The organism is Micromonospora sp. NPDC005205 (assembly GCF_040608275.1).
GTDB lineage: Bacteria > Actinomycetota > Actinomycetes > Mycobacteriales > Micromonosporaceae > Micromonospora.
The window spans coordinates 515,542-541,582 of the sequence record NZ_JBEXHV010000001.1 but is presented as its reverse complement, the minus strand read 5'-3'; the positions used below and the strand labels follow the sequence as shown (position 1 = coordinate 541,582).

The 26,041-nt window shown below is 70.6% G+C and carries 26 protein-coding genes; 8 read left to right on the top strand and 18 right to left on the bottom strand.

From position 1 onward, the window contains the following. Window positions 1–22 precede the first annotated feature (22 nt). Complete coding sequence (locus tag ABZU43_RS02600; protein ID WP_355004817.1) at window positions 23–853, bottom strand: SDR family NAD(P)-dependent oxidoreductase; 831 nt, start codon at window positions 851–853, stop codon at window positions 23–25. Between the two features lie 50 nt (window positions 854–903). Further along, window positions 904–1,362, bottom strand: coding sequence for an Lrp/AsnC family transcriptional regulator (locus ABZU43_RS02595; protein ID WP_091395696.1), 459 nt, complete (start codon window positions 1,360–1,362; stop codon window positions 904–906). A 270-nt stretch (window positions 1,363–1,632) separates the two neighbouring features. Here ABZU43_RS02595 and ABZU43_RS02590 point away from each other — a divergent pair, with 270 nt between their 5' ends. Beyond that, window positions 1,633–1,899, top strand: coding sequence for a BldC family transcriptional regulator (locus ABZU43_RS02590; RefSeq protein WP_007454516.1), 267 nt, complete (start codon window positions 1,633–1,635; stop codon window positions 1,897–1,899). Between the two features lie 182 nt (window positions 1,900–2,081). Here ABZU43_RS02590 and ABZU43_RS02585 read toward each other — a convergent pair whose 3' ends face one another. Next, window positions 2,082–2,711, bottom strand: a complete 630-nt coding sequence (locus tag ABZU43_RS02585; RefSeq protein WP_355004816.1) for a UbiX family flavin prenyltransferase — start codon at window positions 2,709–2,711, stop codon at window positions 2,082–2,084. 258 nt (window positions 2,712–2,969) lie between these two features. Between ABZU43_RS02585 and ABZU43_RS02580 the strand changes: the two genes are divergently transcribed. After that, window positions 2,970–3,833: a terpene synthase gene (locus tag ABZU43_RS02580; RefSeq protein WP_355004815.1), complete on the top strand. Its 864-nt coding sequence runs from the start codon at window positions 2,970–2,972 to the stop codon at window positions 3,831–3,833. 24 nt (window positions 3,834–3,857) lie between these two features. On the opposite strand, the gene ABZU43_RS02575 is transcribed toward ABZU43_RS02580, so the two are convergent. From ABZU43_RS02575 to ABZU43_RS02565, 3 genes are read right to left on the bottom strand one after another with little or no spacing between them, the layout of a single operon-like run. Further along, window positions 3,858–4,010 carry a hypothetical protein gene (locus ABZU43_RS02575; protein WP_355004814.1) on the bottom strand — a complete coding sequence of 51 codons (153 nt, stop codon included), beginning with the start codon at window positions 4,008–4,010 and terminating at the stop codon, window positions 3,858–3,860. Window positions 4,011–4,043: 33 nt separating this feature from the next. Then, window positions 4,044–4,955 carry a menaquinone biosynthesis prenyltransferase MqnP gene (gene mqnP / locus ABZU43_RS02570; RefSeq protein ID WP_355004813.1) on the bottom strand — a complete coding sequence of 304 codons (912 nt, stop codon included), beginning with the start codon at window positions 4,953–4,955 and terminating at the stop codon, window positions 4,044–4,046. Next, the gene (locus tag ABZU43_RS02565; protein ID WP_355004812.1) at window positions 4,955–6,415 is read right to left on the bottom strand and encodes a menaquinone biosynthesis decarboxylase; all 1,461 of its coding nucleotides are present in this window, start codon (window positions 6,413–6,415) and stop codon (window positions 4,955–4,957) included. Before ABZU43_RS02565 ends, mqnP begins: the two co-directional genes overlap by 1 nt. Before the next feature lie 226 nt (window positions 6,416–6,641). On the opposite strand from ABZU43_RS02565, the gene ABZU43_RS02560 reads away from it, so the two are divergent. Continuing rightward, complete coding sequence (locus ABZU43_RS02560; RefSeq protein WP_355004811.1) at window positions 6,642–7,517, top strand: alpha/beta hydrolase; 876 nt, start codon at window positions 6,642–6,644, stop codon at window positions 7,515–7,517. Between the two features lie 23 nt (window positions 7,518–7,540). Here the strand turns inward: ABZU43_RS02560 and ABZU43_RS02555 are convergent, their stop codons facing one another. Beyond that, window positions 7,541–8,095 carry a carboxymuconolactone decarboxylase family protein gene (locus tag ABZU43_RS02555; protein ID WP_355004810.1) on the bottom strand — a complete coding sequence of 185 codons (555 nt, stop codon included), beginning with the start codon at window positions 8,093–8,095 and terminating at the stop codon, window positions 7,541–7,543. An 82-nt stretch (window positions 8,096–8,177) separates the two neighbouring features. On the opposite strand from ABZU43_RS02555, the gene ABZU43_RS02550 reads away from it, so the two are divergent. Next, window positions 8,178–8,654 (top strand): MarR family transcriptional regulator, encoded by a 477-nt coding sequence (locus tag ABZU43_RS02550; RefSeq protein ID WP_355004809.1) that lies wholly within the window; start codon window positions 8,178–8,180, stop codon window positions 8,652–8,654. A gap of 168 nt (window positions 8,655–8,822) precedes the next feature. On the opposite strand, the gene ABZU43_RS02545 is transcribed toward ABZU43_RS02550, so the two are convergent. Continuing rightward, window positions 8,823–9,011, bottom strand: coding sequence for a DUF397 domain-containing protein (locus ABZU43_RS02545; RefSeq protein WP_355004808.1), 189 nt, complete (start codon window positions 9,009–9,011; stop codon window positions 8,823–8,825). Then, on the bottom strand, window positions 9,002–9,808 hold the full coding sequence (locus ABZU43_RS02540; RefSeq protein ID WP_355004807.1) for a helix-turn-helix transcriptional regulator: 807 nt from the start codon (window positions 9,806–9,808) through the stop codon (window positions 9,002–9,004). Before ABZU43_RS02540 ends, ABZU43_RS02545 begins: the two co-directional genes overlap by 10 nt. Before the next feature lie 188 nt (window positions 9,809–9,996). Between ABZU43_RS02540 and ABZU43_RS02535 the strand changes: the two genes are divergently transcribed. Continuing rightward, window positions 9,997–10,236 (top strand): hypothetical protein, encoded by a 240-nt coding sequence (locus ABZU43_RS02535; protein WP_355004806.1) that lies wholly within the window; start codon window positions 9,997–9,999, stop codon window positions 10,234–10,236. On the opposite strand, the gene ABZU43_RS02530 is transcribed toward ABZU43_RS02535, so the two are convergent. From ABZU43_RS02530 to hemL, 7 genes are all read right to left on the bottom strand, one after another. Next, entirely contained in the window at window positions 10,221–11,708 is a 1,488-nt protein-coding gene (locus tag ABZU43_RS02530) for an ATP-binding protein (RefSeq protein ID WP_355004805.1), read from the bottom strand. The genes ABZU43_RS02535 and ABZU43_RS02530 overlap by 16 nt on opposite strands. A 61-nt stretch (window positions 11,709–11,769) precedes the next feature. Continuing rightward, window positions 11,770–12,735 (bottom strand): c-type cytochrome biogenesis protein CcsB, encoded by a 966-nt coding sequence (gene ccsB, locus ABZU43_RS02525; protein ID WP_355004804.1) that lies wholly within the window; start codon window positions 12,733–12,735, stop codon window positions 11,770–11,772. Further along, window positions 12,735–14,378 (bottom strand): cytochrome c biogenesis protein ResB, encoded by a 1,644-nt coding sequence (locus ABZU43_RS02520; RefSeq protein WP_355004803.1) that lies wholly within the window; start codon window positions 14,376–14,378, stop codon window positions 12,735–12,737. The genes ccsB and ABZU43_RS02520 overlap by 1 nt, the downstream gene beginning before the upstream one ends. Then, window positions 14,378–15,196: a cytochrome c biogenesis protein CcdA gene (locus ABZU43_RS02515; protein ID WP_355004802.1), complete on the bottom strand. Its 819-nt coding sequence runs from the start codon at window positions 15,194–15,196 to the stop codon at window positions 14,378–14,380. Before ABZU43_RS02515 ends, ABZU43_RS02520 begins: the two co-directional genes overlap by 1 nt. Beyond that, on the bottom strand, window positions 15,196–15,762 hold the full coding sequence (locus ABZU43_RS02510) for a TlpA disulfide reductase family protein (RefSeq protein WP_355004801.1): 567 nt from the start codon (window positions 15,760–15,762) through the stop codon (window positions 15,196–15,198). Before ABZU43_RS02510 ends, ABZU43_RS02515 begins: the two co-directional genes overlap by 1 nt. Beyond that, a complete protein-coding gene (locus tag ABZU43_RS02505) occupies window positions 15,762–16,409 on the bottom strand; it encodes a histidine phosphatase family protein (RefSeq protein WP_355004800.1) in 648 nt (215 codons plus the stop codon). The genes ABZU43_RS02510 and ABZU43_RS02505 overlap by 1 nt, the downstream gene beginning before the upstream one ends. A 6-nt stretch (window positions 16,410–16,415) precedes the next feature. Further along, window positions 16,416–17,753, bottom strand: coding sequence for a glutamate-1-semialdehyde 2,1-aminomutase (gene hemL, locus ABZU43_RS02500; protein WP_355004799.1), 1,338 nt, complete (start codon window positions 17,751–17,753; stop codon window positions 16,416–16,418). A gap of 178 nt (window positions 17,754–17,931) precedes the next feature. Here hemL and ABZU43_RS02495 point away from each other — a divergent pair, with 178 nt between their 5' ends. After that, window positions 17,932–18,267: an STAS domain-containing protein gene (locus ABZU43_RS02495; RefSeq protein WP_355004798.1), complete on the top strand. Its 336-nt coding sequence runs from the start codon at window positions 17,932–17,934 to the stop codon at window positions 18,265–18,267. Between the two features lie 19 nt (window positions 18,268–18,286). Here ABZU43_RS02495 and ABZU43_RS02490 read toward each other — a convergent pair whose 3' ends face one another. Both ABZU43_RS02490 and ABZU43_RS02485 read right to left on the bottom strand, forming a co-directional pair. Further along, the gene (locus ABZU43_RS02490) at window positions 18,287–18,841 is read right to left on the bottom strand and encodes a response regulator (RefSeq protein ID WP_355004797.1); all 555 of its coding nucleotides are present in this window, start codon (window positions 18,839–18,841) and stop codon (window positions 18,287–18,289) included. Continuing rightward, complete coding sequence (locus ABZU43_RS02485; RefSeq protein WP_355004796.1) at window positions 18,838–23,205, bottom strand: HAMP domain-containing protein; 4,368 nt, start codon at window positions 23,203–23,205, stop codon at window positions 18,838–18,840. The genes ABZU43_RS02490 and ABZU43_RS02485 overlap by 4 nt, the downstream gene beginning before the upstream one ends. A gap of 296 nt (window positions 23,206–23,501) precedes the next feature. Here ABZU43_RS02485 and ABZU43_RS02480 point away from each other — a divergent pair, with 296 nt between their 5' ends. Both ABZU43_RS02480 and ABZU43_RS02475 read left to right on the top strand, forming a co-directional pair. Further along, on the top strand, window positions 23,502–25,574 hold the full coding sequence (locus ABZU43_RS02480; protein WP_355004795.1) for a SpoIIE family protein phosphatase: 2,073 nt from the start codon (window positions 23,502–23,504) through the stop codon (window positions 25,572–25,574). Between the two features lie 48 nt (window positions 25,575–25,622). Beyond that, window positions 25,623–26,030, top strand: a complete 408-nt coding sequence (locus ABZU43_RS02475; protein WP_355004794.1) for a hypothetical protein — start codon at window positions 25,623–25,625, stop codon at window positions 26,028–26,030. The last annotated feature ends 11 nt before the right edge of the window (window positions 26,031–26,041 follow it).

Sequence of the window (26,041 nt, the reverse complement as noted above, 5' to 3'; positions counted from 1 at the left end):
CTAGCAAGCGGGCCAGCGGTGGTCAGCGCGGGTCCGGCGGCGTTGACCTGCGGCGTTGGCGGCGCTGACCGGCGCGGCCGGCGGCCCGGACGATCGGGGTGAGTGCGACGGCCAGCCTGGGCAGTGCGTCCAACAGGCGCACCTGCGCTCCCCGCCAGCGGGGCAGGCTGACCACCGGACGTGGCCGGCGGGCCAGCCGGACGACCCGCGCCGCCACCTGCTGCGCGGTCAGCATCGATCCGGTGAACGAGGCCACCGCCCCCGGGTCGTCCAGCCGGTCGTGCAGCATCGGGGTCCAGATGCCGTCCGGGCAGAGGCAGGAGACGTGCACCCGCCGGTACCCGGCCATCCGCAGGTCGGACAGGGTGCCGAGGCTGAAGGCCAGCAGAGCGTGCTTGCTGGCCGCGTACACCGTCTCGCCGGGCGCGGCGATCAGCCCGGCCAGCGAGACGACGTTGAGCACGTGGCCGTGACCCTGGGCGCGCATCACGGTCAGCGCGGCGAGGGTGCCGTTCATGGCCCCGTGGGTGTTCACGTCGAGCAGCCGACGGCGGGTCGCGGCGTCGTGCTCCCACGACGCACCGGTCACCAGGATGCCGGCGTTGTTGACCCAGAGGGCCAGGTCACCCCGGCCTGCCGCGGTCGCGGCGACGGCGGCGCACGCGGCCTCGTCCCGGACGTCCAGGGCGGCCGACCAGCCGCCGAGCGGCGCGGCGGCGCTCTGGACCGCCACCGGGTCGAGGTCGGTGAGCAGCACCGACCAACCGTCGGTGTGCAGCGCGGTGGCGATGGCACGGCCCAGGCCGCCGGCAGCGCCGGTCACCACGGCCACGGGGCGCGCAGGCTGGGTCATCGGCGCACGCTACCGCTGGCCGCCCGGGCGACACCAGGGGTACGCGGCGGTCAGGCCGCGGGCGGGCCGACCGGCTGGGGGCGGTTCTCCCACTTCGTGGAGAGCGCGATGGCGGTACGGGTGGAGGCCACCCCCGGCGTCCGGTTCAACCGCACGATCAACTGCTCCAGCTCGGCGATCGTGCCGACCCGCGCCTTGAGCAGGAACGACTCCACGCCGGCCATGAAGTAGCAGGACTCGATCTCGGGCAGCACCCGCAGCGACTCCAGCATGTCGTCGCTGTCGGCACCGGAGTCCTCGACGATGCCGATCAGCGCCGTGACACCCAACCCGATCGACTCCGGGGCCACATCCGCGCGGTAACCCCGGACGACGCCGCTGCTCTCCAGCTTGCCGACCCGCTCGTGCACGGCCGGCGCCGAGAGACCCACCTGACGGGCCAACTCGGCGTACGAGAGGCGGGCGTTGCCGCGCAGCAGGTCGACGAGGCTCAGGTCGATGGCATCCACAGAGAGTCACCTTAACCGCTGACGCGTAACGTGCGGCCTTCGGCACCCGTTGGACTGAGCGGTGAGTCACTGTTCACAAACCACCGGTCAGGGTCGAGGTAGCACCAGTAACATTACTAACTCCCCACTCAGTGCATTTTTCGCGTTTGGGCGGACAGGCCATGTCCCTGGTGCTGTAATTGCCATACGTCCCTCATGACGGCTCTGGGCTACGCACCAGCCGGGGGCAGTGTGTTCAGCCGGGGGCTTCGTCGACGCGAGGAGGGGGCTGTGGACACTGGAGATCGCCTGCTGACACCGGGTGAGGTCGCCGCGCTGTTTCGGGTAGACCCGAAAACTGTGACGAGATGGGCGGCGGCCGGCCGGATAGGAAGCATCCGGACTCCAGGCGGGCATCGCCGGTTTCGGGAATCCGAGGTGCGAGCCCTGCTTGAGGGGGAGGGCATGCTGGACGAAGTGGATGAGGTCGGTAAGCCACGCAATGTGGGGCCGGCAGCATCCACGGGGCCGGGTCCGGCCAACGCCGGCATGTACTGAACTGGTGCGGACAACGCCACGCGGACCGGACACCAGTCCGGTCCGCGTCCCGCTTCGGCCAACCGCCGGGCGGCAGCACCGCTCGTGCTGAGCAGCACAACAATGCCCAGCGCGAGCGGGACGGCACAGCGCGAGCGGGACGGCGCAGCGCGAGCGGGACGGCGCAGCACGCGCGGGACGGCTCAGCTCCGGGCCGCGCCGAGCTGGCCGGACCACCGCCGGAACAGGGTGTGCGGGACGCCGAGCGCGTCCAGCACCTTGCCGGCCACGAAGTCGACCAGTTGCTGCGCGCTGGCCGCCGCCCCGGCGCCGTAGAAGCCGGGGCTGGCCGGCAGCACCACCGCGCCCGCGTCGTGCAGGGCGATGAGGTGCTCCAGGTGGCTGCGGGTCACCGGTGTCTCCCGGGGGACCAGCACCACGGGACGGCGTTCCTTGAGGTTGACCTCGGCGGCGCGCTGCAACAGGTCCTTCGAGAGCCCGATCGCGATGCCCGCGCAGGCGGCAGTGCTGGCCGGGACCACTGCCATTCCGCGTACCCGGTAGGAGCCGCTGCTCGGCCCGGCGGCCAGGTCGCCGGCCGGCCAGTGCCGCACATCCGCCGCGGTCAGGTCCCGATCCAGCCAGGCGGCGAGGTCTTCGGCCCAGTGCCCGTCACGGAAGGGGCGGCCGGTCTCGTCGAGCACTGTGAGTCGTGCCGCCCGGGACACGATCAGGTCCACCGGCTCGCCCGCGTCGAGCAGTCCGCCGATGACGGCCGCCGCGTACGGCGTGCCGGAGGCACCGGAGACCCCGACCACCCATGGTTCCCGCATGCCCCCAGCCTGCCTGGTCCGGCCGGGCGCCGTGCCGTGGCCCCCGCCCTCGCCCGTCCGCCGTCCTCCCGGCCCACGACGGACATCATCGACAGCCGATTTCTGACATGCTCGGCTGGGGGAAACCTCTGTGCAGCAACCGGAGGGACGGTACGACCGATGACGGTGGCGGCAGCCCGCACACTACGTGCCGAATGTCCCCTTCCCTCGCGGTGCTCGCCGCATGCCGAGGAGACCCAGGAGTGGCTGGCGGGCTGGGTGCGCCGTTTCGACCTGCCGCTGGACGACGACGAGCTGTGTCGGCTGGACGCCGGTCGCATCGCCTGGTATGCGGGTCGGCTCTACCCTGACGCCGGCGCCGCCGATCTGCGTACGGTCGCCGCTCTCTGGACCTGGTTCTTCCTGCTCGACGACGCCTGCGACGGACCGCACGGTGCGAGCGGCGCGGACGTCGCTGCCCTGCGGGACGGCGTGCTCCAGGTGCTGCGCCACGGCCCCGGCGCCCGCACGGCGGGGTTTCGGGGACCGCTGCGCCGGATGCTCGCGGACGCGTGGCAGGCGCCGCGTGCCCGGATGCCCCCGTCCTGGCAGCAGCGCTTCGCCGACGCGGTCGCCCACCACCTGGAAGGCGACCGTACGGAGGCGGAGAACAAGACCAGGAGCCACTTCCCCACTGTCGCCGAATACGTTGCGCTGCGCCGGGCGACCTCGGCGGCGTACGTGTCGTACACCATGATCGAGTTCGTCACCGGTCACGCGCTGCCAGACCCCGTCTACCACCACCCGGCGCTACGGGCACTGGCGGCAACCGGCAACGACCTGCTCTCCTGGTTCAACGACCTGGTGTCGTTGGAGAAGGACCGCGTCATCTCAGGCGGGCACAACCTGGTGCTGGCCATCGCGAGGGAGCAGCGCCTGCCGGACGAGCGGGCAGTGGAAGCGGCGGTGGATCGCTGGCGCACGGCGATGGGGCGGTTCATGGAGCTGCGGGCCACGATCCCGTCCTTCGGCCCGGAACTGGATCCGGCGGTGGCCGCGCACGTTGAGGGGGTCGCCCGCTCGGTGCGCGGCACGATCGACTGGTCGCTGGAGAGCGATCGATATTCGGCGTCCTGGAGCTGATCCCCGGGGGGGTGGGCTACCGGGTCAAAGGGTCCGCCGGTGACGGTCGGCGAGGGTGTTGAGCAGGGCGGCGGCGGTGCCGGCGTCGGCCACCGTGACGACGATCGAACGCTCGCCGGTCCGCTCGACGAGCAGACCCTCGCCGGGAAACGCCGACGGCGGCGGTGCCGAGCGCACCGCCGCCGTCGGCCGCCGCCACAGCGGCCAGGACTAGCCGCTCAGGCCGAGCCGCACCACAAGATCGAGCAGGGCGAACACGAACAGCGCGATGCCGACGAACCCGTTGGCGGTGAAGAACGCCCGGTTGACCTTGCTCAGGTCGGTCGGCGTGACCACCAGGTGCTGGTAGCCGAACGCGACAGCGGTCAACGCCAGCCCGATCCACCAGAGCCAGCCGAAACCGATCAGCGCGCCGAACCAGACGAACAACCCGAAGGTCACCACGTGCGCGACAGTGGAGGCGTGCAGGGCGAAGCGCCGACCGTACCGGGCCGGCACGCTGTGCACGCCGATCTCCTGGTCGATCTCGGAATCCTGACAGGCGTAGATCAGGTCGAAGCCGCCGATCCACAGCCCGACCCCCACGCCGAGCAGCCAGGCCGGCCAGGAGCCGTCCAGGGTGCCGGTGACCGCGAGCCAGGCGCCGACCGGGCCGACCGCCTGGGCGATCCCGAGGATGGCGTGCGGCCAGTTGGTGAACCGCTTGGCGTAGGGGTAGACGACCAGTGGCACCACGGCCAGCGGCGCGAGCACCAGGCAGAGCGGGTTGAGCAGAGCCGCTGCGGCGAGGAAGACCACCAGCGCGACGGCCGCGCCGGTCCAGGCCGTCCGCACGCTCACCGCTCCGGTGACCAGTTCCCGGCCGGCGGTACGCGGGTTCCGCGCGTCGATCTTGCGATCGAGGATCCGGTTGGCGGCCATCGCGAACGTCCGCGCCCCGACCATCGCCACGGTGATCAGCAGCAGGTCCCACCAGCGCACGCGCCCACCGTTGACCTGCATGGCGCTCAGCGCCGACAGGTACGCGAAGGGCAGCGCGAACACCGAGTGCTCGATCGCCACGAGCTTGAGGAAGGACTTGACCCGGCCCGGCTTCTCGGCCGGTGCGTCGAGAACGGCCATCAGATTCCGTACTCCTTCCAGCGCTTGTCGACCAGGGACGTGACCTCGGGACTCATGATCATCCCCTCCGGCCAGCCGCGGGTGTAGCCCTCGGTGGGCAGCTTGCGGGTCGCGTCGACGCCGGCCTTGCCACCCCAGAACTGCTGGTACGAAGCGTGGTCGAGGTGATCGACGGGCCCTTCGGTGAGCAGCAGGTCGCGGCCGTAGTCGACGTTGCCGAAGGCGCGGAAGGCCACCTCGTTGTAGTCGTGCACGTCGCAGTCCTCGTCGACGATCACGATCAGCTTGGTCAGCGACATCATGTGCGCGCCCCAGATCGCGTTCATCACCTTCTGCGCGTGCTTCGGGTAGCGCTTACGGATCGACACGATCGCGCAGTTGTGGAAGACCCCGGCGGCGGGCAGGTTGTAATCGACGATGTCCGGGATCAGGAAGCGCAGCAGTGGTGCGAAGATCCGCTCGGTGGCCTTGCCGAGGCCGTGGTCCTCCTGCGGCGGCTGCGACGTGACGATCGAGTGGTAGACGGGGTTGCGCTGCATGGTCATCGCTTCGATGTGCATCACCGGGAACGGCTCGACCGGCGTGTAGAAGCCGGTGTGGTCGCCGAACGGGCCCTCCGGCAGTCGCTCGCCCGGCTCGATGTAACCCTCCAGCACGATCTGCGCGTGCGCCGGCACCTGCAGCGGCACGGTCAGGCAGTCGACCATCTCCACCCGCTCGCCGCTCAGGAAACCGGCGAACAGGTACTCGTCGATGTCCGCAGGCAGTGGCGCGCTGGCCGAGTAGGCGACCGCGGGGTCGGCACCGATGGCGATCGCGACCGGCAGGCGCTGCCCGAGCCGCTCGGCGACCGCGTGGTGCGCCGTGGAGTTCTTGTGGATCTGCCAGTGCATACCGATGGTGTTGTGCGAGTGCTGCTGCAGGCGGTAGAGCCCGAGGTTGCGCTTGCCCGTCTCGGGGTGCTTGGTGTGGGTCAGCCCGAAGTTGTGGAAGATCCCGCCGTCGCCCGGCCAGACCTGCAGCCCGGGCAACCGATTGAGGTCGACGTCGTCGCCGCGGTAGACCACCTGCTGGCAGGGGGCCGTCTTGACCTTCTTCGGCGGCATGGACTTGAGCTGCATGACCTTGCCGAGCCCGCCCATCATGCCCGAGAAGCCCTGCGGCAGTTCCGGCTTGAGCATCTCGCCGATCCGCGCGCCGATCTCGTCGAGGTTCTCCACCCCGAGGGCCATCGCCATCCGCTTCTCGGTGCCGAACAGGTTGATCGCCACCGGCATCTCGCCCCGGGTCGGACGCTCAAAGAGCAGCGCCGGGCCGCCGGCCCGCACCGTGCGGGTGACCACCTCGCTGATCTCCAGGGTCGGATCGACCGGGACGTCGACCCGGCGCAACTCCCCCGCGCGCTCCAGCGCCGCGAGGAAGTCCTTGAGATCGGTGTACGGGAAGCCACGAGCCGCCATGTCACCCAGTCTCCCGCACGGGCTCCCGAACGGCCCAAGCCGGGTGCTGTGACGCTCGCGATCGCCCGTAGATCGACTCGGCTTTCAGGAAGTCGCGGTGTCCCAGGCCGCCGGACACCGCGACTTCAAGGAAGGCGAGTGGATCAACCGGCAGAACCCGAACCTCGCGGGCATGGCGGGCGGTTGAGCGGGTAGCCGGGCAGACGGACAGCGGGCGGAGGCGGCGATGGGCGTGGAACGGGTTCCGGCGGGGTTCACCGAGCAGCGGGCTCGGGTCGGCCAGATCACCATGAACTACGTCCGTGGCGGCGCCGGCCCGCCGCTGGTGCTGCTGCACGGATACCCGCAGTGCTGGTACATGTGGCGGCACCTGCTGCCCGAGTTGAGGCGCTCCTTCGACGTGGTAGCGCCCGACCTGCGCGGCTTCGGGGGCAGCGACGCCCCGGACGGCGGGTACGACAAGAAGACGGTCGCCGCCGACCTGCACGGACTACTCGACCAACTCGGCCTGGTCAGTGACCTTCGACTGGTCGGGCACGACCTGGGGACCATGGTGGCGTACGCGTACGCCGCCGCCCATCCGCAGCGGGTGAGCCGGCTGGCGCTCACCGAGGCGCCGATCCCCGACGAGAGCATCTACACGTTCCCTGCGCTCACCTCGGCCGGGCCCGGGGTGTGGAACTTTGGCTACTTCTCCCTCGGCAACGGGCTTCCGGAGGCGCTGGTCGACGGGCGGGAGTCGCTCTGGGTGGACAGGTTCACCGACGCGCTGATGGTGCGCAAGGGCAGCATCAGCGCGCCCGACATCGAGGAGTTCGCCAGCCATCTGCGCGACCCGGCACATCTGCGGGCCAGCTTCGCCTACTTCCGGGCGTTCGAGCAGGACATCGCGGACAACGCTGCGTACCGGGGCACGAAGCTGACCATGCCGGTGCTGGCCGTCGGGGCGGCGGCCAGCCTCGGTGGGCAGGTCGCCGAGCAGGTCCGCCGGTACGCCGACACGGTGCGCGGCGAGGTGATCGAGGACTGCGGGCACTGGCTGTACGAGGAGCGTCCGGACGAGATGCTCGCCCTGTTGCGCGACTTCCTCCAGGCGGCCTGAGCAGGGCCCGCAGGTGTCAGCGGTCAGGCGGCGGGCGTCCAGGCGTGGGCGGCCAGTGGCGGGTCGAGCGGTGCCCGGGTGAGCCGGTTGGCAAAGGTGGACATGGTGTACGCGCCGACGCCCAGCACCACGTCCAGCGCGTGCCGGGGCTGGTAGCCGGCGGCCAGGAAGTCGTCCAGTTCGTCGTCCGGCACTGCGCCCCGGTGGTCGAGCACGGCCAGTGTGAATCGGCGCAGCGCCTCCAGTCGTGGGTCGGGCAGCGCCGAGCCGGCACGCAGCGCGGTGATCAGCTCGGCGGTCGCGCCGAGTTGGGTGAGCTTGCCGCTGTGCAGGGCGACGCAAAAATGGCATTCGTGACTGGTGGAGACCGCCAGGATGACCACCTCCCGCTCCAGCGGGGCGAGGTCGGTCTGCTCGAAGCCCGCGCTGGCGGTGAGGAAGCCGGTGAGCAACTGCGGCGAGTCGGCTATCAGCGCCACCGCGCTGGGCAGCCAGCCGAACCGGCCGTGCACGCCCTTGATGGCTCGTCGGGCGGCGGCGGGCGCGGTTTCGGCGGTGTGAGCGGTGAAGACGGACATGGCTGCCTACTTTCCAGAGCTCGGATCGGACGACGTAAGATGGTCAACGTGGTTGACGAAATAGTAAACGTGGTTGTCGAAGATGGCAACCGCTGATCCCGCGCGCCCCGGCTTCGCGCTGCCGCTGTTGCTGCTGGCCGGCTTCCGGACGCTGATCGACGACCTGCACGCCGAGCTGGCCCGGGAGGGGCATCCGGAGCTGCGACCGATGCACGGGTTCGTGCTCCAGGCGGTCGGCGCGGAGGGCACCACCGCCACCGAGCTGGGCCAGCGGCTGGGCATCTCCAAACAGGCCGCCGGCAAGACCGTCGACCGGTTGGTGGCCGTCGGCTACCTGGAGCGGGTCGACGACCCCACCGACGCCCGACGGCGGCTGGTCCGGGTGACCCCGCGCGGCGCCGACGGGCTACGCCGCTCGGCCGAGATCTTCGACCGGCTGCGTGCACAGTGGGCAGACACGCTCGGCCCGGAACGGGTCACCGCGATGGAAGACGACCTCGGCACGATGGCCTCGGCCAACTGGTTCCGGCTCGACGTGCCCGGCTGGTTCGGCGGCTGATCGCGGGCCGCCGGCCGACCGGTCCAACGGCTGACCGCGGATTGTCGGCCGACCGGTTCGGCGGCTGATCGCGGATTGCCGGCCGGCTGTTTCAGCGGCTGACCGCGACTGCCGGCCGGCTGGTTGAGGGGCTGATCGCGGCTACCGGCCGACCGGTTCAGCGGATGGTCAGTGGGTGCGGGCCAGCTCGACGAAGGCCCGCCACGCGGCCGGGGTGAAGGTCAGCAGGCCGCCGTCGCGGTCCTTGGAATCGCGGACGTGCACCCGGCCGGCCAGGTTGTCGGCGACCTCGACGCACGCACCGCTGTTGTTGCCGCTCCGGGTGGACTTGCGCCAGCGGGCTCCGGTCAGATCCATGGCTTCACGATCTCCTCGAGCAGGTCGATCGACTGCTGCCGGGGCAGCGCGTCACTGCGCAGACTCTCCCACCTTCCGAGCAGGGTCGCCACCTCGAAGATGTCGTCCACGGCGGTGCCACCGGTCTGGTTGTCGAGGAAGCCGAGCCAACTGCCGTCGGCGGTGCGGCCGAGGATGAACGGCCCGAAGAGGCCGGCGTGCAGACCCACACCCTGCGGCAGCACGTGCACCCTGATGTGCGGGCGGCGGGCGCACGCCACCAGGTGCCGCAACTGGTCGGCCAGCACCCCGGCGCAGCCCTCCGCGAAGCGCTGCAACGCGGCCTCGTCGATCACAGCGGTGAGCTGCGGCGGGTGCTCCCGGTCGAGGATCGTCTGCCGCTCCAGCCGGGCCGCCACCAACTCCTCCACCCGGTCTGCGGTCAGCCCCAGGTCGAGCCGGAACACCGCCCGGGCGTAGTCGGCGGTCTGCAACAGCCCGGGAATCATCGTCGCCTCGAAGCAGCGCAGCTGTGTGGCGACCCGCTCGACCTCCAGCCACGGACGGAACCAGACCGGCTCGCCGTCGCGCCGGCCCAGGTCGCGGAGCGAGGTCAGCAAGCCACCGGTGTCGAGCACCTCGTCGGCCCGCTTCAGGTACGCCTCGTTGGGTGCCGTCTGCCCCAGCTCGACGGCCGACACCATGGACGGCGAGTAGTGCGCCCGTTTGCCGTACTCCTCCTGAGTCAGCCCGGCCGCGAGCCGGGACCGCCGGAGCTGCTCCCGGATCAGCGCCGCCGTCGACACCACTGTGGTCACCGCACCCACCTTCCGCCGCGATCGGTGGGTCACCCGACCCACCTGCCGCACGGTAGCGAGCGCTGAACGTGTCATCACATGACGCGGATATCGGGGGGTTGGGCGGCTCAGCCCGAGCCGGGTCAAGCCTGGCGGACACATCTCACCCCCGGTGGCGGATCGGCGGGACGCGGGGGCAGGGTGGATCCATGTCTGACGCCTTCGTCGTTGGTGACCCGGACGGGCTGTCTCCTCTGCTGGTCGCGCTTCGCGACGCCATCGCCCGGGAGCTGCACGCCCAACTGGCGCTGCGCGGCGAACGGATCGAGCTGGTTGACCTGCCGGAGGTGTCGTACCAGGTCACTCTGCGCGTGGACGAGACCCTGCGCAGCACCCGCAGCCGTCGACATCCTCCCCTGCGGCCCGGGCGCCCTCAGTCGCCCGAATAGAGCCGCGACGGGTCGACAAGGACGACATCGGGACGCTGACCTGCCGCGTGCCGAAGTTCGTCGGTGAAGCCCGCGGCGCTTGCCAGCAGCAACCGGGCGTCCCGCGCGTCCAGGCCGGGACGCGCGGCGAGCAGGTCACGTGCCCGGCCCAGTCGATCCAACTCGGCCCGACCCAGCGTGCGACCCCACTTGATCTCGCCGATGGCGAGCAGCGGCCGAGGGCCGTCGCCGAACGGTGGCTCCCCGAATGCAACCAGGTCGAGTTCCAGGCTGGTGCGAGTGGAGGGATCGCTGAGGACGGCCGCGCTGGCCTCCGCGACGACACCGCCGAACGTCTCCGGCGTGGCGAAGCGCAGAGCCCACTGCCGAACGATCTCCTCGAATGCCGGACCCAGCACCCCGCTTGAGTACCGGCGGTTGGAACGCCTCCAGACGTCCGTGCCACGCCGTTGCTCCAAGGCCGTCCAGGAGGGCCGCATGACCGCCTGATAGAAGGTGATCAGGGGTTCGGCGATGCGGTAACGGCTACGCCCGCTACGGAGCGGATCGGGCTCGCGGATGAGGAGGCCGGCGTCCTCAAGGACGGTGAGCGGGTGCTGGAGGTCGGTGGCCTTCCGTCCGATGTACCCGGCGATCCCCCCTCGGGTGCCGTTGCCTTCGGCGACCGCAGACAGTACGGAATGGTAGAGCGCGGTGTCCCGCAGGTCGGGATCCTCGGCGAGCAGATAGCGAGCCTCGCGGAACAACGGGCGGGCTGGATTCAGCACCGCGCGCACTACCCAATCGTCAAAATCGTCTGGCCCGTCGGGTACATCGTCCTGGACGTACTCCCGTCGGTAGGCCGGTGTGCCTCCGACGATGGCGAACACGCGGGCGGCGAGTGAAGGGTCATCGATCCCCCAGAATTTTGCGGCTGCCCGGTAGTCCAGCGGTGGCACGGGCAGTTCCAGCCCGGCCCGTCCGCGCAGCGGAGCCGAACCGGCAAGCAGGCCACCCATGAACGACAGTGCCGAACCGCACAGCAGCAGGCGCGTACGAGATTCGGTGCGCTCGACCCGGCCCGGCGTGAGGGCGTGCTGAATGATCGACGGGAGTTCCCGACTGGATCGAGCAAGGTAGGGGAACTCGTCGATCACCACGGTGACCGGGCGGCGCTGGCCGAGTGCGAGCAGCGCGTCGACCGCACCCGACCAGTCTTCCAGGCGGAGCGGGCCAGGCGCGTCGGTGTGCCGGCCGAGTGCCTCCCCGAGTCGACGCAGGGACTCTGCCGGGGTCGCCTCGGTCGCCCCGAAGTAGAAGCCGTGGGTAGCGCGGGCCAACTCGTACAACAGCAGTGTCTTGCCCTGCCGGCGACGGCCGCTGACCACGCCCAGCGTCGCACCGGCCCGGTCGTCCGTGGCGAACCGGACCAGCTCCGCCCATTCGGCGTCGCGGTCGAAGATTTCCGCTGGTTTGGAGAGCTTCACTACCACCCCTACAAAATGTAGAACTACGCTTCTAAGAAGTGTAGTTCTACATTCTGCCAACTGTGGTTCAGTCCAGCCCGCCGTACGAGTGCAGGCCGGTGAAGAAGATGTTCACGCCGAACAGGTTCATCAGCACGGTGAGGAAGCCGAGCACCGCGATCCAGGTGGCCACGTTGCGCTTCACGCTGGGCGTCGCGCGGGCGTGCAGGTAGCCGGCGTAGACCACCCAGGAGATGAACGCCCAGGTCTCCTTCGGGTCCCAGCCCCACGGCCGACCCCAGGCCGCCTCGGCCCAGATGGCACCGGCGATCACCGCGAAGGTGAAGATCGGGAACGCGAAGGCGTGCAGCGCGAAGGTCAGCCGCTCCAGGCCGGCCGCACCGGGCAGCCGCTTCGCCAGGATGTACGGGAAACTCCGCTTGCCCTGCTCGTACCCGCTGCGCATCAGGAAGCCGACCGCCGGCACCACGCCGAGCAGGAAGATGCCGGACGCGAAGACGATCGTCGAGACGTGGATGATGAACCAGTACGAGTTCAGCGCCGGGACCAGCGGCACGATCGGCACGTACAGCACCAGCTCGGCGGTGGCGACCAGCAACACCATCACCAGGGTGAGGAAGAGCCCGAGCTTGCGCAGCGACGGCCGCTTCCAGAGCACCACCAGCCAGGCGGCCACCCCGATGAACGTCACGGTGAGCACGAACTCGTACATGTTGCCCCACGGCATCCGGTCCGCGGCGAGCCCACGGGTGACCAGTGCCCCCAGGTGCAGCGCGGCGGCCACCGCGGTGGCACCCACCCCGATCAGGCCCGCGAGCCGCGCCCGCCCGGCCGAGCGGTCGACCGTCGGTGGCGAAGGGACCGGCGCGGACGGCGTCGGGACGCCACCGGCACCTACCAACTCGCGTACCGGAGCCGCCGTGGCGACCCGGGTACGGGCGTTGCCCAGCGCGTACTCGACGGCGTGGCCGATCATCGCGACCAGGTACGCCAGGATCGCGAATGTCACCAGATTGTCGGAGAGTGCGGACATCACTCGGCTCCTTCTCGCACGCCGGCCCGGTCAGCGGTGTCAGCGCCAGCACCAGCCCGGTCGGCACCGCTGACGGCGGCGACCAGCTGGGTGAACTCGTCGGCGAACCCTGGATAGTCGGTGCGTGGCAACCCACCGACCTCCATCAAGCTACTACCGCTCGTCGGAGATCCGTTCCCGGGGTCGGCCGACACCACCCGGAAGAACACCCGGCGGCGCTTTCCGAACAGCGAACCCATCAGCCCGATCAGCAGGACGCCGCAGCTGACCAGCAGCATCGTCGAGCCGGGGTCGTGCCGGACGGAGAGGGTGACGTACCGCTCGGTGCCCAGGAACTCGACTGTCGTGCCGTCGTCCAGCTTCCAGGTCTCGCCCTTGCGGAGCAGTTTGGTGCCGACTTCCTTGACCTTGCCGGCCCGCACCTGCCGCTGGTCGAGCTGGTAGACCGAGCCGGGGATACCGGCGTCCAGGCCGAGGTTGCCGCGGTAGGCGACCAGGTTCAGCGCAGGGTTGCGCTCGGTCGGGTACTGCGAGCGGACGAACGGCGCCTGCTCGGGCGCGGTGGGCAGGTAGATGCCGGTGAACGCCATCTGCAGATCCGGTGCGCGCTGGCCGGTCGCCGGGTCGACGTTCGCGTCCGGGAAGGCCGCCAGCCCCTCGCTGGTCAGGCCCATGTCGCCGGTGGTCAGGAACGGCTCGTCACTGATCTGGCTGTTGCCGAACCGGTCGGTGTAGCGGATCACCGGGGCGTACCCGTGGCCGAGCAGGTAGACGCTCGCGTCGTTCAGCCGCAGCGGCGAGTTCACCGAGAAGTCGGCGCTGCGGGTCGGCTCGTCCGGACCGTTGACTGTCACCCTGGCGTTGAAGAACTCCGGCTGGCCGGAGGCCAGGAACCGGGCCTGGAAGTCGTCCAGCCGCAGGCAGAAGCCGGGCAGGTCGGCGCTGTCCACCTGGGGGCCGAGCTTCGCCTCGGCGTACTGCTGGCGGGTGTTGCAGAACGCGTTGTCCGCGCCGGCCACCAGCAGCCGGTTGCCGCTCCAGCCGTACCAGGAACCGAGCGCCACCCCGATCAGCACCGCGATCAGCGAGGTGTGGAACAGCAGGTTGCCGGTCTCCTTGAGGTAGCCCTTCTCGGCGGAGACCTCGTCGCCGCGCACCTCGACGCGCCAGCGCCGCTTGCGCAGCACCTCCGCGATCGCCGCCGCCCCACCGGGCGGGGCGGACAGCACTGTGTGCTGCGGCAGCCGGGCCATCCGCTTCGGCGCGGCCGGCGGACGGGACCGCAGCGTGCGGACGTGGTCGCGCAGCCGGGGCGTGATGCAGCCGATCAGGGAGGTGAACAGCAGCAGGTAGATCGCGGAGAACCAGACCGACCCGAAGACCTCGAACGCGCCGATCCGGTCCAGTCGAGGGGCCCAGTCGGGGTGGTCGACGAAGTACTCGTTGACCTTCTCCGGGCTGATTCCGCGCTGCGGCAGCACCGAGCCGGGAATGGCGGCGATCGCCAGCAGGAAGAGCAGGATCAGCGCCGTACGCATGCTGGTGAGCTGCCGCCACGAGTTGCGCAGCAGGGCCAGCAGCCGGTTCGGCCGGCGGCGTGGCGCGGGCGCCGCGGTCTCCGGTCGGTCGTCGACGACCGTCATCAGATGCTCACCTCGCCCACCCCGACGGTGGTCTGCAGCCAGATCACGAAGCTCTGCCATCCGCCGGTGACCAGGGCCAGACCGATCAGGATGAGCAGGGCACCGCCGACCCGGGTGACCCAGCGGCTGTTGCGCCGAACGGCGCGGAAGACCCCGAGCAGGCGTTCGAAGCCCAGCCCGAAGACGATGAACGGTATCCCCAACCCGAGGCAGTACGCCACGGCGAGCACCACGGCCCGGTCGGTCTGGCCGCTGGCGGTGGCCATCATCATCACCGCGCCGAGGGTGGGGCCGGTGCAGGGCACCCAGCTGAGCGCGAAGACCGCCCCGAAGACCGGTGCGCCGAGCAGCCCCGCCGACGGCAACCGGGAGATCCGGAACTCCCGTTGCAGGGCCGGGATCATCCCGAGGTAGCTCAACCCCGCCACGATGATCAGCACACCGACGCCGATCTGCAACTCGCGCTTGTAGTCGAAGAACACCCGCCCGATGCTGGCGAAGAGGATCGCGGAGGCCACGAAGACGACTGTGAAGCCGCCGATGAAGAGCAGCGTCCCGGCGAGCACCCGACCCTTGACCGCGCCGACCCGCGCGACCCGTTCCTTGACCGCGACACCCCCGCCGGCCGGCGCGGGATCGGCCTGCGGCCGCCGGCCCTCCAGGTCCGCGCCGGCCAGACCGGTCACGTACGACAGGTAGCCGGGGACGAGCGGGAGGACGCACGGGGAGAGGAAGCTGACCAGGCCGGCGAGCGCCGCCGCGCCGATGGCCAGCAGCAGCGGCCCGCTGAGGGCCAACTCCCGGAAGGTCTCGCCCATCAGTTCGACGCCGGCTTCTCGGCGGCGACCCGTTCGACGATCGGCCGTAGCTCGTCCCTGGTCGTGGCGCGACGGATCACCACGGCGATCCGGCCGTCGCGATCGAGGACCACCGTCGCCGGCGTGGAGTTGGGCGGGATGTCGAAGTTCAGCGCCTGACTGCTGGACGGGTCGAAGATGCTCGGGTAGGTGACCCGCCCCCGCTCGAAGGCGATCGCCTTGTCCTTGCTGTCCTGCACGTTGACGCCCAGGAAGGTCACCCCGGTCGCCTTGGTGGCCTGGTAGGTGTCCTCCAGGTCGTCAGCCTCCGCGCGGCAGGGCGCGCACCAGGAACCCCAGAAGTTGACGACGACGACCTGACCGCGCGCCTGCGAGACGTCGTACCGGCCACCGGTGAGCAGTTCGCCGACCACCTTGGGCGTCTTCGACCGCTGGTCCGGCGCACAGGTGATCGTGAGGCCGTCGCTGGTGCACTGCTTCTCCCCGCCGCCCCCGGACGTGCAGCCGACCAGCGCCACCGCGGCGACGGTGGCGAGCAGACCGGCGGTCCACCTCCGGGCGTTCATCAGGCCCCCTTGGCCGTCCGGGCGGTCGCGGAGAGAGCGATCAGGTGCGCGGCCGGCTCGCTGTAGCCGATGCCCGCCACCTTCGCGCCGTCGAAGTGGAACGAGGTGAGACTCGCCAGGCCGCACTGCCGCTTGCGCGGGTCGTGCCAGAGCCGCTTGCGCTCGACGTGACGGCGCAGCGTCCAGATCGGGAGCTGGTGCGACACCAGCACCGCCTCGCGTCCCTCGGCGGCGACCCGGGCGGCGTGCACGGCGGCGAACATCCGCTCGGCGATCACCCGGTACGCCTCACCCCAGGACGGGGTCACCGGGTCGCGCAGCACCCACCAGTTGCGCGGGTCGCGGAACGACCCGTCACCCGGGGAGACCTTCTTGCCCTCGAACCAGTTGGCGCTCTCGATGAGCCGCTCGTCCACCCCGACCGGCAGCCCGAACTGGGCGGCGATCGGCTCGGCGGTCTGCTGGGCGCGCTCCAGCGGGCTGGCCACCACGTGCACGATCTCCCGCTCGGCCAGGCCCTCCGCGGCGGCCTTGGCCATCTGCACACCCAGCTCGGAGAGGCGGAAACCGGGCAGCCGGCCGTAGAGGATCTGGTCGGGGTTGTGCACCTCGCCGTGCCGCAGCACGTGAACCACAGTCTTGCTCAACGTTGTCTACCCCCCGTGACCAGCCGCTGCCGCCGCGTTCGCCGCGGTGGGCAGCGCGGCGGCGATGTGCTCCAGAGCGGCGTCGTCGAGCGCCGCCGAGACGAACCACGACTCGAACGCGCTCGGCGGCAGGTAGACGCCGGCGGCGAGCATCGCGTGGAAGAACGCCTTGAACGCGGGCACCTGCTGGGTGCGCGCGCTGTCGTAGTCGACCACGTCGGCGTCGGTGAAGAAGATCGAGAACATGCTGCCCGCGTACGACAGTCGGTGCGGGACCCCGGCGGCGGCCAACGCGTCGGACGCGAGCTTGCCCACCACGGCGGCCGTCTCGTCGAGGCGCTGGTACAGCGCGTCGTCGGCGAGCCGCAGGGTCGCCAGGCCGGCGGCGCAGGCCAGCGGGTTACCGGAGAGGGTGCCGGCCTGGTAGACCGGGCCGGCCGGCGCGAGCCGCTCCATGATGTCCGCGCGCCCGCCGAACGCCGCGGCGGGCAGGCCGCCACCCATGACCTTGCCGTACGTCCACAGGTCCGCGTCGGAGGCGTCGAGGCCGTGCCACCCGGCGCGGGAGACCCGGAACCCGGTCATCACCTCGTCCACCACCAGCAGGGCGCCGTGGGCGTGCGCGATCCGGGCGAGCTGCTGGTTGAAGCCGTCGCGGGGGGCCACCACACCCATGTTGCCGGCGGCGGCCTCGGTGATCACCGCGGCGATGTGCGGGCCCTCGGCGGCGAAGGCCTCCTCGACGGCCCGGATGTCGTTGTACGGAAGCACTATCGTCTCGCTGGCCGCCGCGCCGGTCACGCCGGGCGAGTCGGGCAGGCCCAGGGTGGCCACGCCGGAGCCGGCGGCGGCGAGCAGCGCGTCGACGTGACCGTGGTAGCAACCGGCGAACTTGATGATCTTCGAGCGGCCGGTGAAGCCGCGGGCCAGCCGGATCGCCGACATTGTCGCCTCGGTGCCGGAGTTGACCAGGCGGACCTGCTCGACCGGGGTCCGGGCGACGATCTCGGCGGCCAACTCCACCTCACCGGGGGTGGGCGTGCCGAAGCTGGTGCCCCGGGCGGCGGCGGCCTGGACGGCCTCCACCACCTCCGGGTGGGCGTGCCCGAGGATCAGCGGACCCCAGGAGCAGACCAGGTCGACGTAGCGGCGACCGTCGGCGTCGTACAGCCACGGGCCCTCACCACGGACCATGAAACGCGGGGTGCCGCCGACCGCCTGGAAGGCACGCACAGGGGAGTTCACCCCGCCCGGCACGATGGCGCGGGCGCGGTCGAACAGGGCCTCGGAGGCCGGCGCATCGGCTGGGTAGCGGCCGGATCCGGCGGGAAAGATGTCGGTCACGATGCCGCCATTGTGACAGCGCCGGACGGTCAACCAGCAGCCACCCCGTGGTGGGGTTACCCGGCTCACCTGTGACCCGCGCCGGTCAGCAGCGCCGACACGGGGGCCTCGTGGCCTGGACGGCAGCGGCTCGCGGCCTCGACAGGCCAGGTCGGTCGGATCGCGCTAGGCTGACCGGGTGGATCGTGCCGAACTGTCCATCACGCTACACCGGACGGGCGACGAAGCAGTCTTGCGCCTGGCCGGTGAGATCGACATGCTCACAGCGGCCCAGCTCTCCACCGTCGTCAACGAGGTGCTGGCCGACCCACCCCCGAAGATCATCCTCGACCTCGGTGGCGTCACCTTCTGCGACTCGCAGGGGCTGGGCACCCTTGTCGTGCTCAGCCGCAAGGCCAGCCACGCGCAGAGCCTGCTGATGCTGACGCACGTGGGCGACTTCCTGATCCGCGTACTGGACATCACCGGCCTGCGCAGTGCCCTGATGATCCGTAACGACCAGCCCACCGGCTGAGCCGTCCCGTCCCGCCGCGTCAGGCGGTGTTCCCCCAGCGGGCCTGCTCGAGCAGCCGCACCGCCCGGTCGCGGACCTCCGGGTCGTCCGAGCGGAGCTGGGCGGTCGCCTCGTCGACCGCTTCGGTGAGCCGCCGCCACTGCGTGTCGCGCTCCCGGACCAGATCCGACTGGGTGGCCAACTGCCGGGTCTTCACCCACAGCTCGACGAAGACCGACACCTTGGCCCGGAGCACCCACGGGTCGAACGGCTTGGTGAGGTAGTCCACAGCGCCCACCTGGTAACCCCGGAGGGCGAGCTGGGCGTCCCGGTCGGCGGCGGTGAGAAAGATGATCGGCACGTGCCGGGTCCGCTCGCGGCGCTTGATGTGGCTCGCCGTCTCGAAGCCGTCCATGTCCGGCATCTGCGCGTCCAACAGGATCACCGCGAAGTCGTCCACCAGCAGTTGCTTGAGCGCCGCCTCGCCGCTCTCCACCGCCACGGACTGGACCGGCAGGCCCTGAAGAATCGCCTCCAGGGCCGTCAGGTTCTGCCGCCGGTCGTCAACGAGCAGCGCTTTGGCCATCTGGGTCACGAAGTCTCCTCGGTCCGGCTGCCGTTGATCCAGGACGACATCAGTTCGATCAGGTCGTCCAGGTCGACCGGCTTGGTGATGTAGTCGCTGCCCCCGGCAGCGAGCGCCGACTCACGGTCACCCGGCATCGCCTTCGCGGTCAGGAAGACCACCGGAAGGTCGGCGAACCGGTGGTTGCGGCGAATCTGGCGGGTGGTCTCGTAACCGTCCTGGTCGGGCATCATGGCGTCCATCAGCACGATGTCCACCTCCGGATGCTCGGCCAGCAGACGGACACCGTCCGCCCCGTTGTCCGAGTACAGCACGGTCATCCCGTGCAGCTCCAACGCGCTGGTCAAGGCGAAGACGTTGCGTACGTCGTCGTCCACGATCAGCACCGTGGCACCGTCCAGTTGACGGGTGGCCGGTGCCTCCGGCCGTTCCGGCAGCAGCTCCAGTGGCGGCATCAGCAGCGACGACGGCAGCCCGGCGCGCTGCGGCGACGGCATCTGCGGCACGACCACCGCGTCCGGGGCCAGCACCTGCGGCACGAACAGCGTGAAGGTCGAGCCCTGGCCGGGCGCGGACGAGACGGTGATGGTGCCGCCGATCAGTCGGGCCAGATCGCGGCTGATCGACAGGCCCAGCCCGGTGCCGCCGTACCGGCGACTGGTCGTGCCGTCGGCCTGCTGGAACGCCTCGAAGATGATCGACAACTTGTCGTCGGAGATGCCGATCCCGGTGTCGATCACGGTGAAGGCGATCACCTGCTGAGCGTTCGTCAGCGCCGGCACGTCGAACACCGCGTTCTCCGCGGCCGGGGCGATCCGCAGCGTCACCGCACCGTTGTCGGTGAACTTCACCGCGTTGGAGAGCAGGTTGCGCAGGATCTGCTGCAACCGCTGCGCGTCGGTCACCAACGCCGGCGGCAGGTCCTTGCTCACCCGTACCTGGAAGTCCAGGTTCTTCTCCTCGGCCTGCGGGGCGAACGCCTGCTCGACGTAGCCGCGCAGCTCGGTGAAGCGGATCTCGGTCGGCTCGACGTCCATCCGGCCCGCCTCGATCTTGGACAGGTCGAGGATGTCGTCGATCAGTCGCAGCAGATCGGAGCCGGACCCGTGGATGGTCCGGGCGAACTCGATCTGCTTCGGGCTGAGGTTCTGCTCCGAGTTCTCGGCCAGCAGGCGGGCCAGCAGCAACAACGAGTTCAGCGGAGTCCGCAGTTCGTGGCTCATGTTGGCCAGGAACTCCGACTTGTACGCCGACGCCCGGGTCAGCTGCTGCGCCTTCTCCTCCAGGCCCAGCCGCGCCAGCTCGATCTCCCGGTTCTTCGTCTCGATGTTGCCCTTCTGCTCGGACAGCAGAGTGGCCTTCTCCTCCAGCTCGGCGTTGGTGCGCTGCAACTCCGCCGACTGCTCCTGCATCTCGTGCGCCAGCCGCTGCGACTGGGCCAGCAGCTCCTCCGTACGCCGGTTGGCCTGGATGGTGTTGACAGCGATGCCGATGGTGAGCACCAAGCGCTCCAGGAACGACAGGTGCAGTTCGGAGAAGGCCGACACGCTGGCGAACTCGATCACCCCGAGCAGCTCGCCCTCGAACAGGACGGGGAGCACCACCAGGTCGGACGGGGGTGTCTCGGCCAGGCCGGACCGGAGGGTGAGCCGACTGTTCGGGGAGGCGCTGACCCGGATCGTGCGTCGGGAGAGCGCGGTCTGCCCGACCAGCCCCTCACCCGGCCCGAAGGTGACGTCGTGCCCCCGCGCCACGTACCCGTACGAGGAGGTCAGCCGCAGCCGCATGCTGCCGTCGGTGTCGTCGGCCAGGAAGAAGGCGCCGAGCTGGGCGTCGACCAGCGGAGTCACCTCCGTCATGATCATGCGGCAGACCTCGCCGAGGTCGCGCTGGCCCTGCAACAGGCCGCCGATCCGGGCGAGGTTGGAGTCCAGCCAGCCCTGCTCGGCGTTCTTCTTGGTCGTCTCCCGGAGGGTGACGATCATCTGGTTGATGTTGTCCTTCAGCTCGGCGACCTCGCCCTGCGCCTTGACCGCGATCCGCTGGGTCAGGTCGCCCCGGGTCACCGACGTGGACACCTGGGCGATGGCCCGCAACTGCGTGGTCAGCGTCGAGGCGAGCTGGTTGACGTTCTCGGTGAGGTCGCGCCAGGTGCCGGAGACGCCCTTCACCTGCGCCTGACCACCGAGCTTGCCCTCGATACCGACCTCGCGGGCCACCCGGGTCACCTCGTCGGCGAACGACGACAGCTGATCGACCATCGTGTTGACTGTCGACTTCAGCTCCAGGATCTCGCCCTGGGCGTCCACCGTGATCTTCTGCGACAGGTCGCCCTTCGCCACGGCGGTGGTCACCGAGGCGATGTTGCGGACCTGACTGGTCAGGTTCGACGCCATCGAGTTCACGTTGTCGGTCAAGTCGCGCCAGGTGCCGGAAACGCCCTTCACCTGCGCCTGACCACCGAGCTTGCCCTCGGTGCCCACCTCGCGGGCCACCCGGGTCACCTCGTCGGCGAACGACGACAACTGGTCCACCATCGTGTTGACAGTCGACTTCAGCTCCAGGATCTCGCCCCGCGCGTCCACCGTGATCTTCTGCGACAGGTCACCCTTCGCCACTGCCGTCGAGACCTGGGCGATGTTGCGGACCTGGGCGGTAAGGTTCGACGCCATCGAGTTCACGTTGTCGGTCAGGTCGCGCCAGGTGCCGGCGACCCCGCGCACCTGCGCCTGACCACCGAGCTTGCCCTCGGTGCCCACCTCACGCGCGACCCGGGTCACCTCGTCGGCGAACGACGACAACTGATCCACCATCGTGTTGACAGTCGACTTCAGCTCCAGGATCTCGCCCCGCGCGTCCACCGTGATCTTCTGCGACAGGTCACCCTTCGCCACCGCGGTGGTCACCGAGGCGATGTTGCGGACCTGACTGGTCAGGTTCGACGCCATCGAGTTCACGTTGTCGGTCAGGTCCCGCCAGGTGCCGGAAACGCCCTTCACCTGCGCCTGACCGCCCAGGTTGCCCTCGGTGCCCACCTCACGGGCCACCCGGGTCACCTCGTCGGCGAACGACGACAACTGGTCGACCATCGTGTTGACGGTGTTCTTCAGCTCCAGGATCTCGCCCTGGGCGTCCACCGTGATCTTCTGCGACAGGTCGCCCTTCGCCACGGCGGTGGAGACCTGGGAAATGTTGCGGACCTGGCTGGTCAGGTTGCCGGCCAACTGGTTGACGTTCTCGGTGAGGTCCCGCCAGGTGCCGGAGACGCCGCGCACCTGGGCCTGGCCGCCCAACTTGCCCTCGATGCCCACCTCACGCGCGACCCGGGTCACCTCGTCGGCGAACGACGACAACTGGTCCACCATCGTGTTGACGGTGTCCTTCAGCTCCAGGATCTCGCCCTGCGCCGCCACCGTGATCTTCTGCGACAGGTCGCCGCGCGCCACCGCCGTGGAGACCTGCGCGATGTTACGGACCTGGGCGGTCAGGTTCGACGCCATCGAGTTGACGCTGTCGGTCAGGTCCTTCCAGGTGCCGGCCACGTTCGGCACCTCGGCCTGGCCGCCCAACTTGCCCTCGGTGCCGACCTCACGGGCCACCCGGGTCACCTGCTCGGCGAAGAGCCGCAGCGTGTCGGTGAGGTAGTTCATCGTGGCGGCCAGCTCGGCCACCTCACCACGCGCGCCGACGGTGATCTTCTGCGACAGGTCACCCTTGGCCACCGCCGTCGCCACCTGCGAGATCGACCGCACCTGACCGGTCAGGTTCGACGCCATGGTGTTCACCGAGTCGGTGAGGTCCTTCCAGGTGCCGGCGACGCCCCGCACATCGGCCTGGCCACCCAACTTGCCCTCGGTGCCCACCTCACGGGCCACCCGGGTCACCTCGTTGGAGAACGACGACAGCTGGTCCACCATCGTGTTCACGGTGCGCCCGATGCGCAGGTACTCACCGCGCAGCGGCCGACCGTCGATCTCCAACGCCATGTGCTGGGACAGGTCACCGTCGGCGACCGCAACGATCACCCGGGCGATCTCCGTGGTCGGTCGACCCAGGTCGTCGATCAGCGAGTTGATCGCCCGCTGCCCCTCCGCCCAGGAGCCGTCCAGCCCCTCGTCGTCGAGCCGCTCGGTGAGCCGGCCGTCGCGACCGACGATCCGACTGATCCGCCGCAGGTCCAGGTACTGCCGCTCCTGGAGCGAGACCACCTCGTTGAAGGCGTCCGCCACCTCACCGGCCGCGCCGGCCCGGCGGGGAAGCCGGACCTTCAGGTCGCCCCGCCCGATCCGTCGCAGTGCCTCGGTCAACTCACCGAGGAGCGCCTCGTTGTCGAGCGCGGACGGATCCGCCACCGACTGCTTCGACGTGGTCATCATTCCTCGCTCAACTCGGGGGGCGCCGGTCCGTGCGGACACACCGGCACCCCATATTGTGCCCGCGCGCGCCGTGGTGCCAGGGTGTGCGACCCGCCAGGTGGCATCGATCGCCCCGGCGACCCGCCCGATCGGCGTCGAGCCGGCACGCCGCGCCGCAAACCTCGCCCGGCTCCCGCGCCAATCGTTTCGACGCGTCCGCCCCCAGCGCCACCAGCGGTGCCGCTGAGCGACGCGACAGCACCGGATCGTTGATCGGCTTGGCACCCGGCAGTGCGACGGTGGAGGATACGGGGGTGTCAGGCGAGGTTGGGCCCGCGACGGCCGGGGCCCAGGACGGGGCCGTCCGGCGCGTCCGGCTGCCCGCCGACCGGCGCACACCGGCCGCCGCCCGCGCCGTGGTCCGCTCGGTGTTGACCGAGTCACACCTGGACGAGCTGGCCAACGAGGCGCTGCTGCTCACCACCGAGCTGACCACCAACGCCGTCGAGCACGCCCGTACCGAACTGGACATCGAGGTCGTCGCGGACGAGATCGGGCTGACCGTCACCGTCTCCGACTTCGCGCCCGGTTCCGGCGACGAGCTGACCGTCGGCGACCGCAACGACTCCGCCGAGATCAACGAGGTCTCCGTGCGGGGCCGGGGCCTGTTGCTCGTCGACCACTTCGCCAGCCGCTGGGGCACCACGTACCTGCCCACCGGCAAGGGCGTCTGGTTCCGGCTGGACCGCCCCGGCACCGACCTGCCCACCAGCGGGACCATCAGCGAGTCGACACCGGCCAACGCCGGCCCCTGGACGGGCACCGACGGGTCCGCGCCGAGCGCCAGCGCGATGAGCGAACTCATGCAGACCGCCCCCGACCTGTACGGGGACGACCCGTTGCCCGACTTCGCCACCAGCCTGCTCAGCCGGGTCGCCGAGATGGTCGGCGCAGCCGGCGGCACGATCCGCCTGGACCGGGGCGACGGGCAGGGCAGCCAGGTGCTGGCCCGCTTCGGTCGGCCACCCCGCCCCGGCAGCGAACTGCTCCGGGTGCCACTGACTGTGCAGCGCCCGTACGCCGGGGAGTTGGAGTTGGACGCCGCCCCGTCGGCGTACGCCCAACCGTTGGCGGTGCTCACCGCCGAGCGGCTGTCGCTGCACCTGGAGAACGACCGACTGCGCCGGGCCGACGTCCGCCGGCAGGTGTGGCTGACCTTCCTGGCCGAGGCGAGCGAGCTGCTGGCCCAGTCGCTCGACGTCGACCTGACCATGGCGCTGGTGCCGCAGTTGGTGGTGCCGCGACTCGGTCAGTGGTGCGCGGTGCACACCACTGACGAGTGGGGTCGGCTCCGGCTGGCGGCGGCCAGCCACGCCGACGAGTCGATGCTTCCGCAACTGCACAAGGTGCTGGCCGAGACCGGTCCGGACTCGATCCAGGCCCGCCTGCGCGAGGCGTCCCGCAGCGCGGCGCAGATTCCCCTGGGCGGGCCGATGGAGGGTTTCGCCGTTCCGCTGATCGCGCGCGGGCAGCGACTCGGGACCCTGGCGGTAGGGCGGCACCAGCGGCACCGGCACGACCCGGACGAGGTGGCCGTGTTGGAGGACGTGGCCCGACGGGCCGCGCTGGCCATCGAGAACGCCCGGATCCACGCCGAACGCCGTCGGGTGGCGCAGACGCTCCAGCAGTCTCTGCTGCCGCCGGTGCTGCCGCTGGTCGACGGGATCGGTTTCGCCGCCGAGTACGTCCCGACCGGCGACGACGCCGAGGTGGGTGGCGACTTCTACGACGTGGTGCCGCTGCCGGACGGGCGCTGGCTGGTGGTGATCGGTGACGTCTCGGGCAAGGGTGTCCAGGCCGCCGCGGTGACCGGGCTGGTCCGGGACGTGATCCGCGTGCTGGTCGGCGACGGCAAACCGTTACCGGAGGCGCTGGCGCGGCTCAACGAGACACTTGTCGAGCGCGGTGGCGGTCGCTACTGCACGCTGGCGCTGGCAGCGGTCGGGCCGGGCGAGGGTGACCAGTTGGACGTCTCGCTGCACCTTGCCGGGCACGACCGGCCGGTGCTGCTTGCCGCAGCGGGCGGCGCCGGGTTCGTCGGCACCGGCGGCACCGCGCTCGGCCTGCTCGACACGATCACCTCGCCGACGGCGGAGATCACGCTCGCGCCGGGCGACTCGCTGATCTTCTACACCGATGGCGTCACCGAGCGGAGGCGCGGCCGGGAGCTGTTCGGCACCGACCGGCTGCGGGACGCCGCCGCGCCCCTGGCCGGATATTCGGCCGACGTGGTGGCCGCCCGGCTGCGCGCCGCAGCGATCAACTTCTCGGTCGAGCCGCCCCGGGACGACATCGCCGTCCTGGTGCTCCGCAACGACGCGACCTGACCGCCGCACGGGCCCCCGGACGTCGGCCCGCTGGGTAGATTGACGGCCATGACGAGCGTCGCGCAGGTCACGTCGTACTCCCGGCCGGCGGTCCGGGCCCTGATCGCCGCGCAGTTAGCGACCATCGGCGGGTTCCTCGCCGTGCTTCTGCTCTACGTCGGACGGATGACGAGCGCCGGCGTCGGCCCGGCCGAGATGCTGACCGGCGCGTACGACCCGAAGGACATCGCCTTCTTCGGTGTGCTCCACCCCGTGGTGGCGGTGCTCTACCTGACGGGCGCGGTGCTCGGGCTGCCGTTGGCGATCGTCGCGGGGGCGGTGGTCGCCCGGGAGCGCGCGGTCCTGCCCCGGGTGACCCGGTCACTGCTGCTGGCCGGCGCGGTGGGCGGCCTGCTGGTGATGGTGGCCCGTCTCACCCCGCCGCTGCTGGACATGCACCGGTGGTGGATGGACTGACCCTCTGCCCG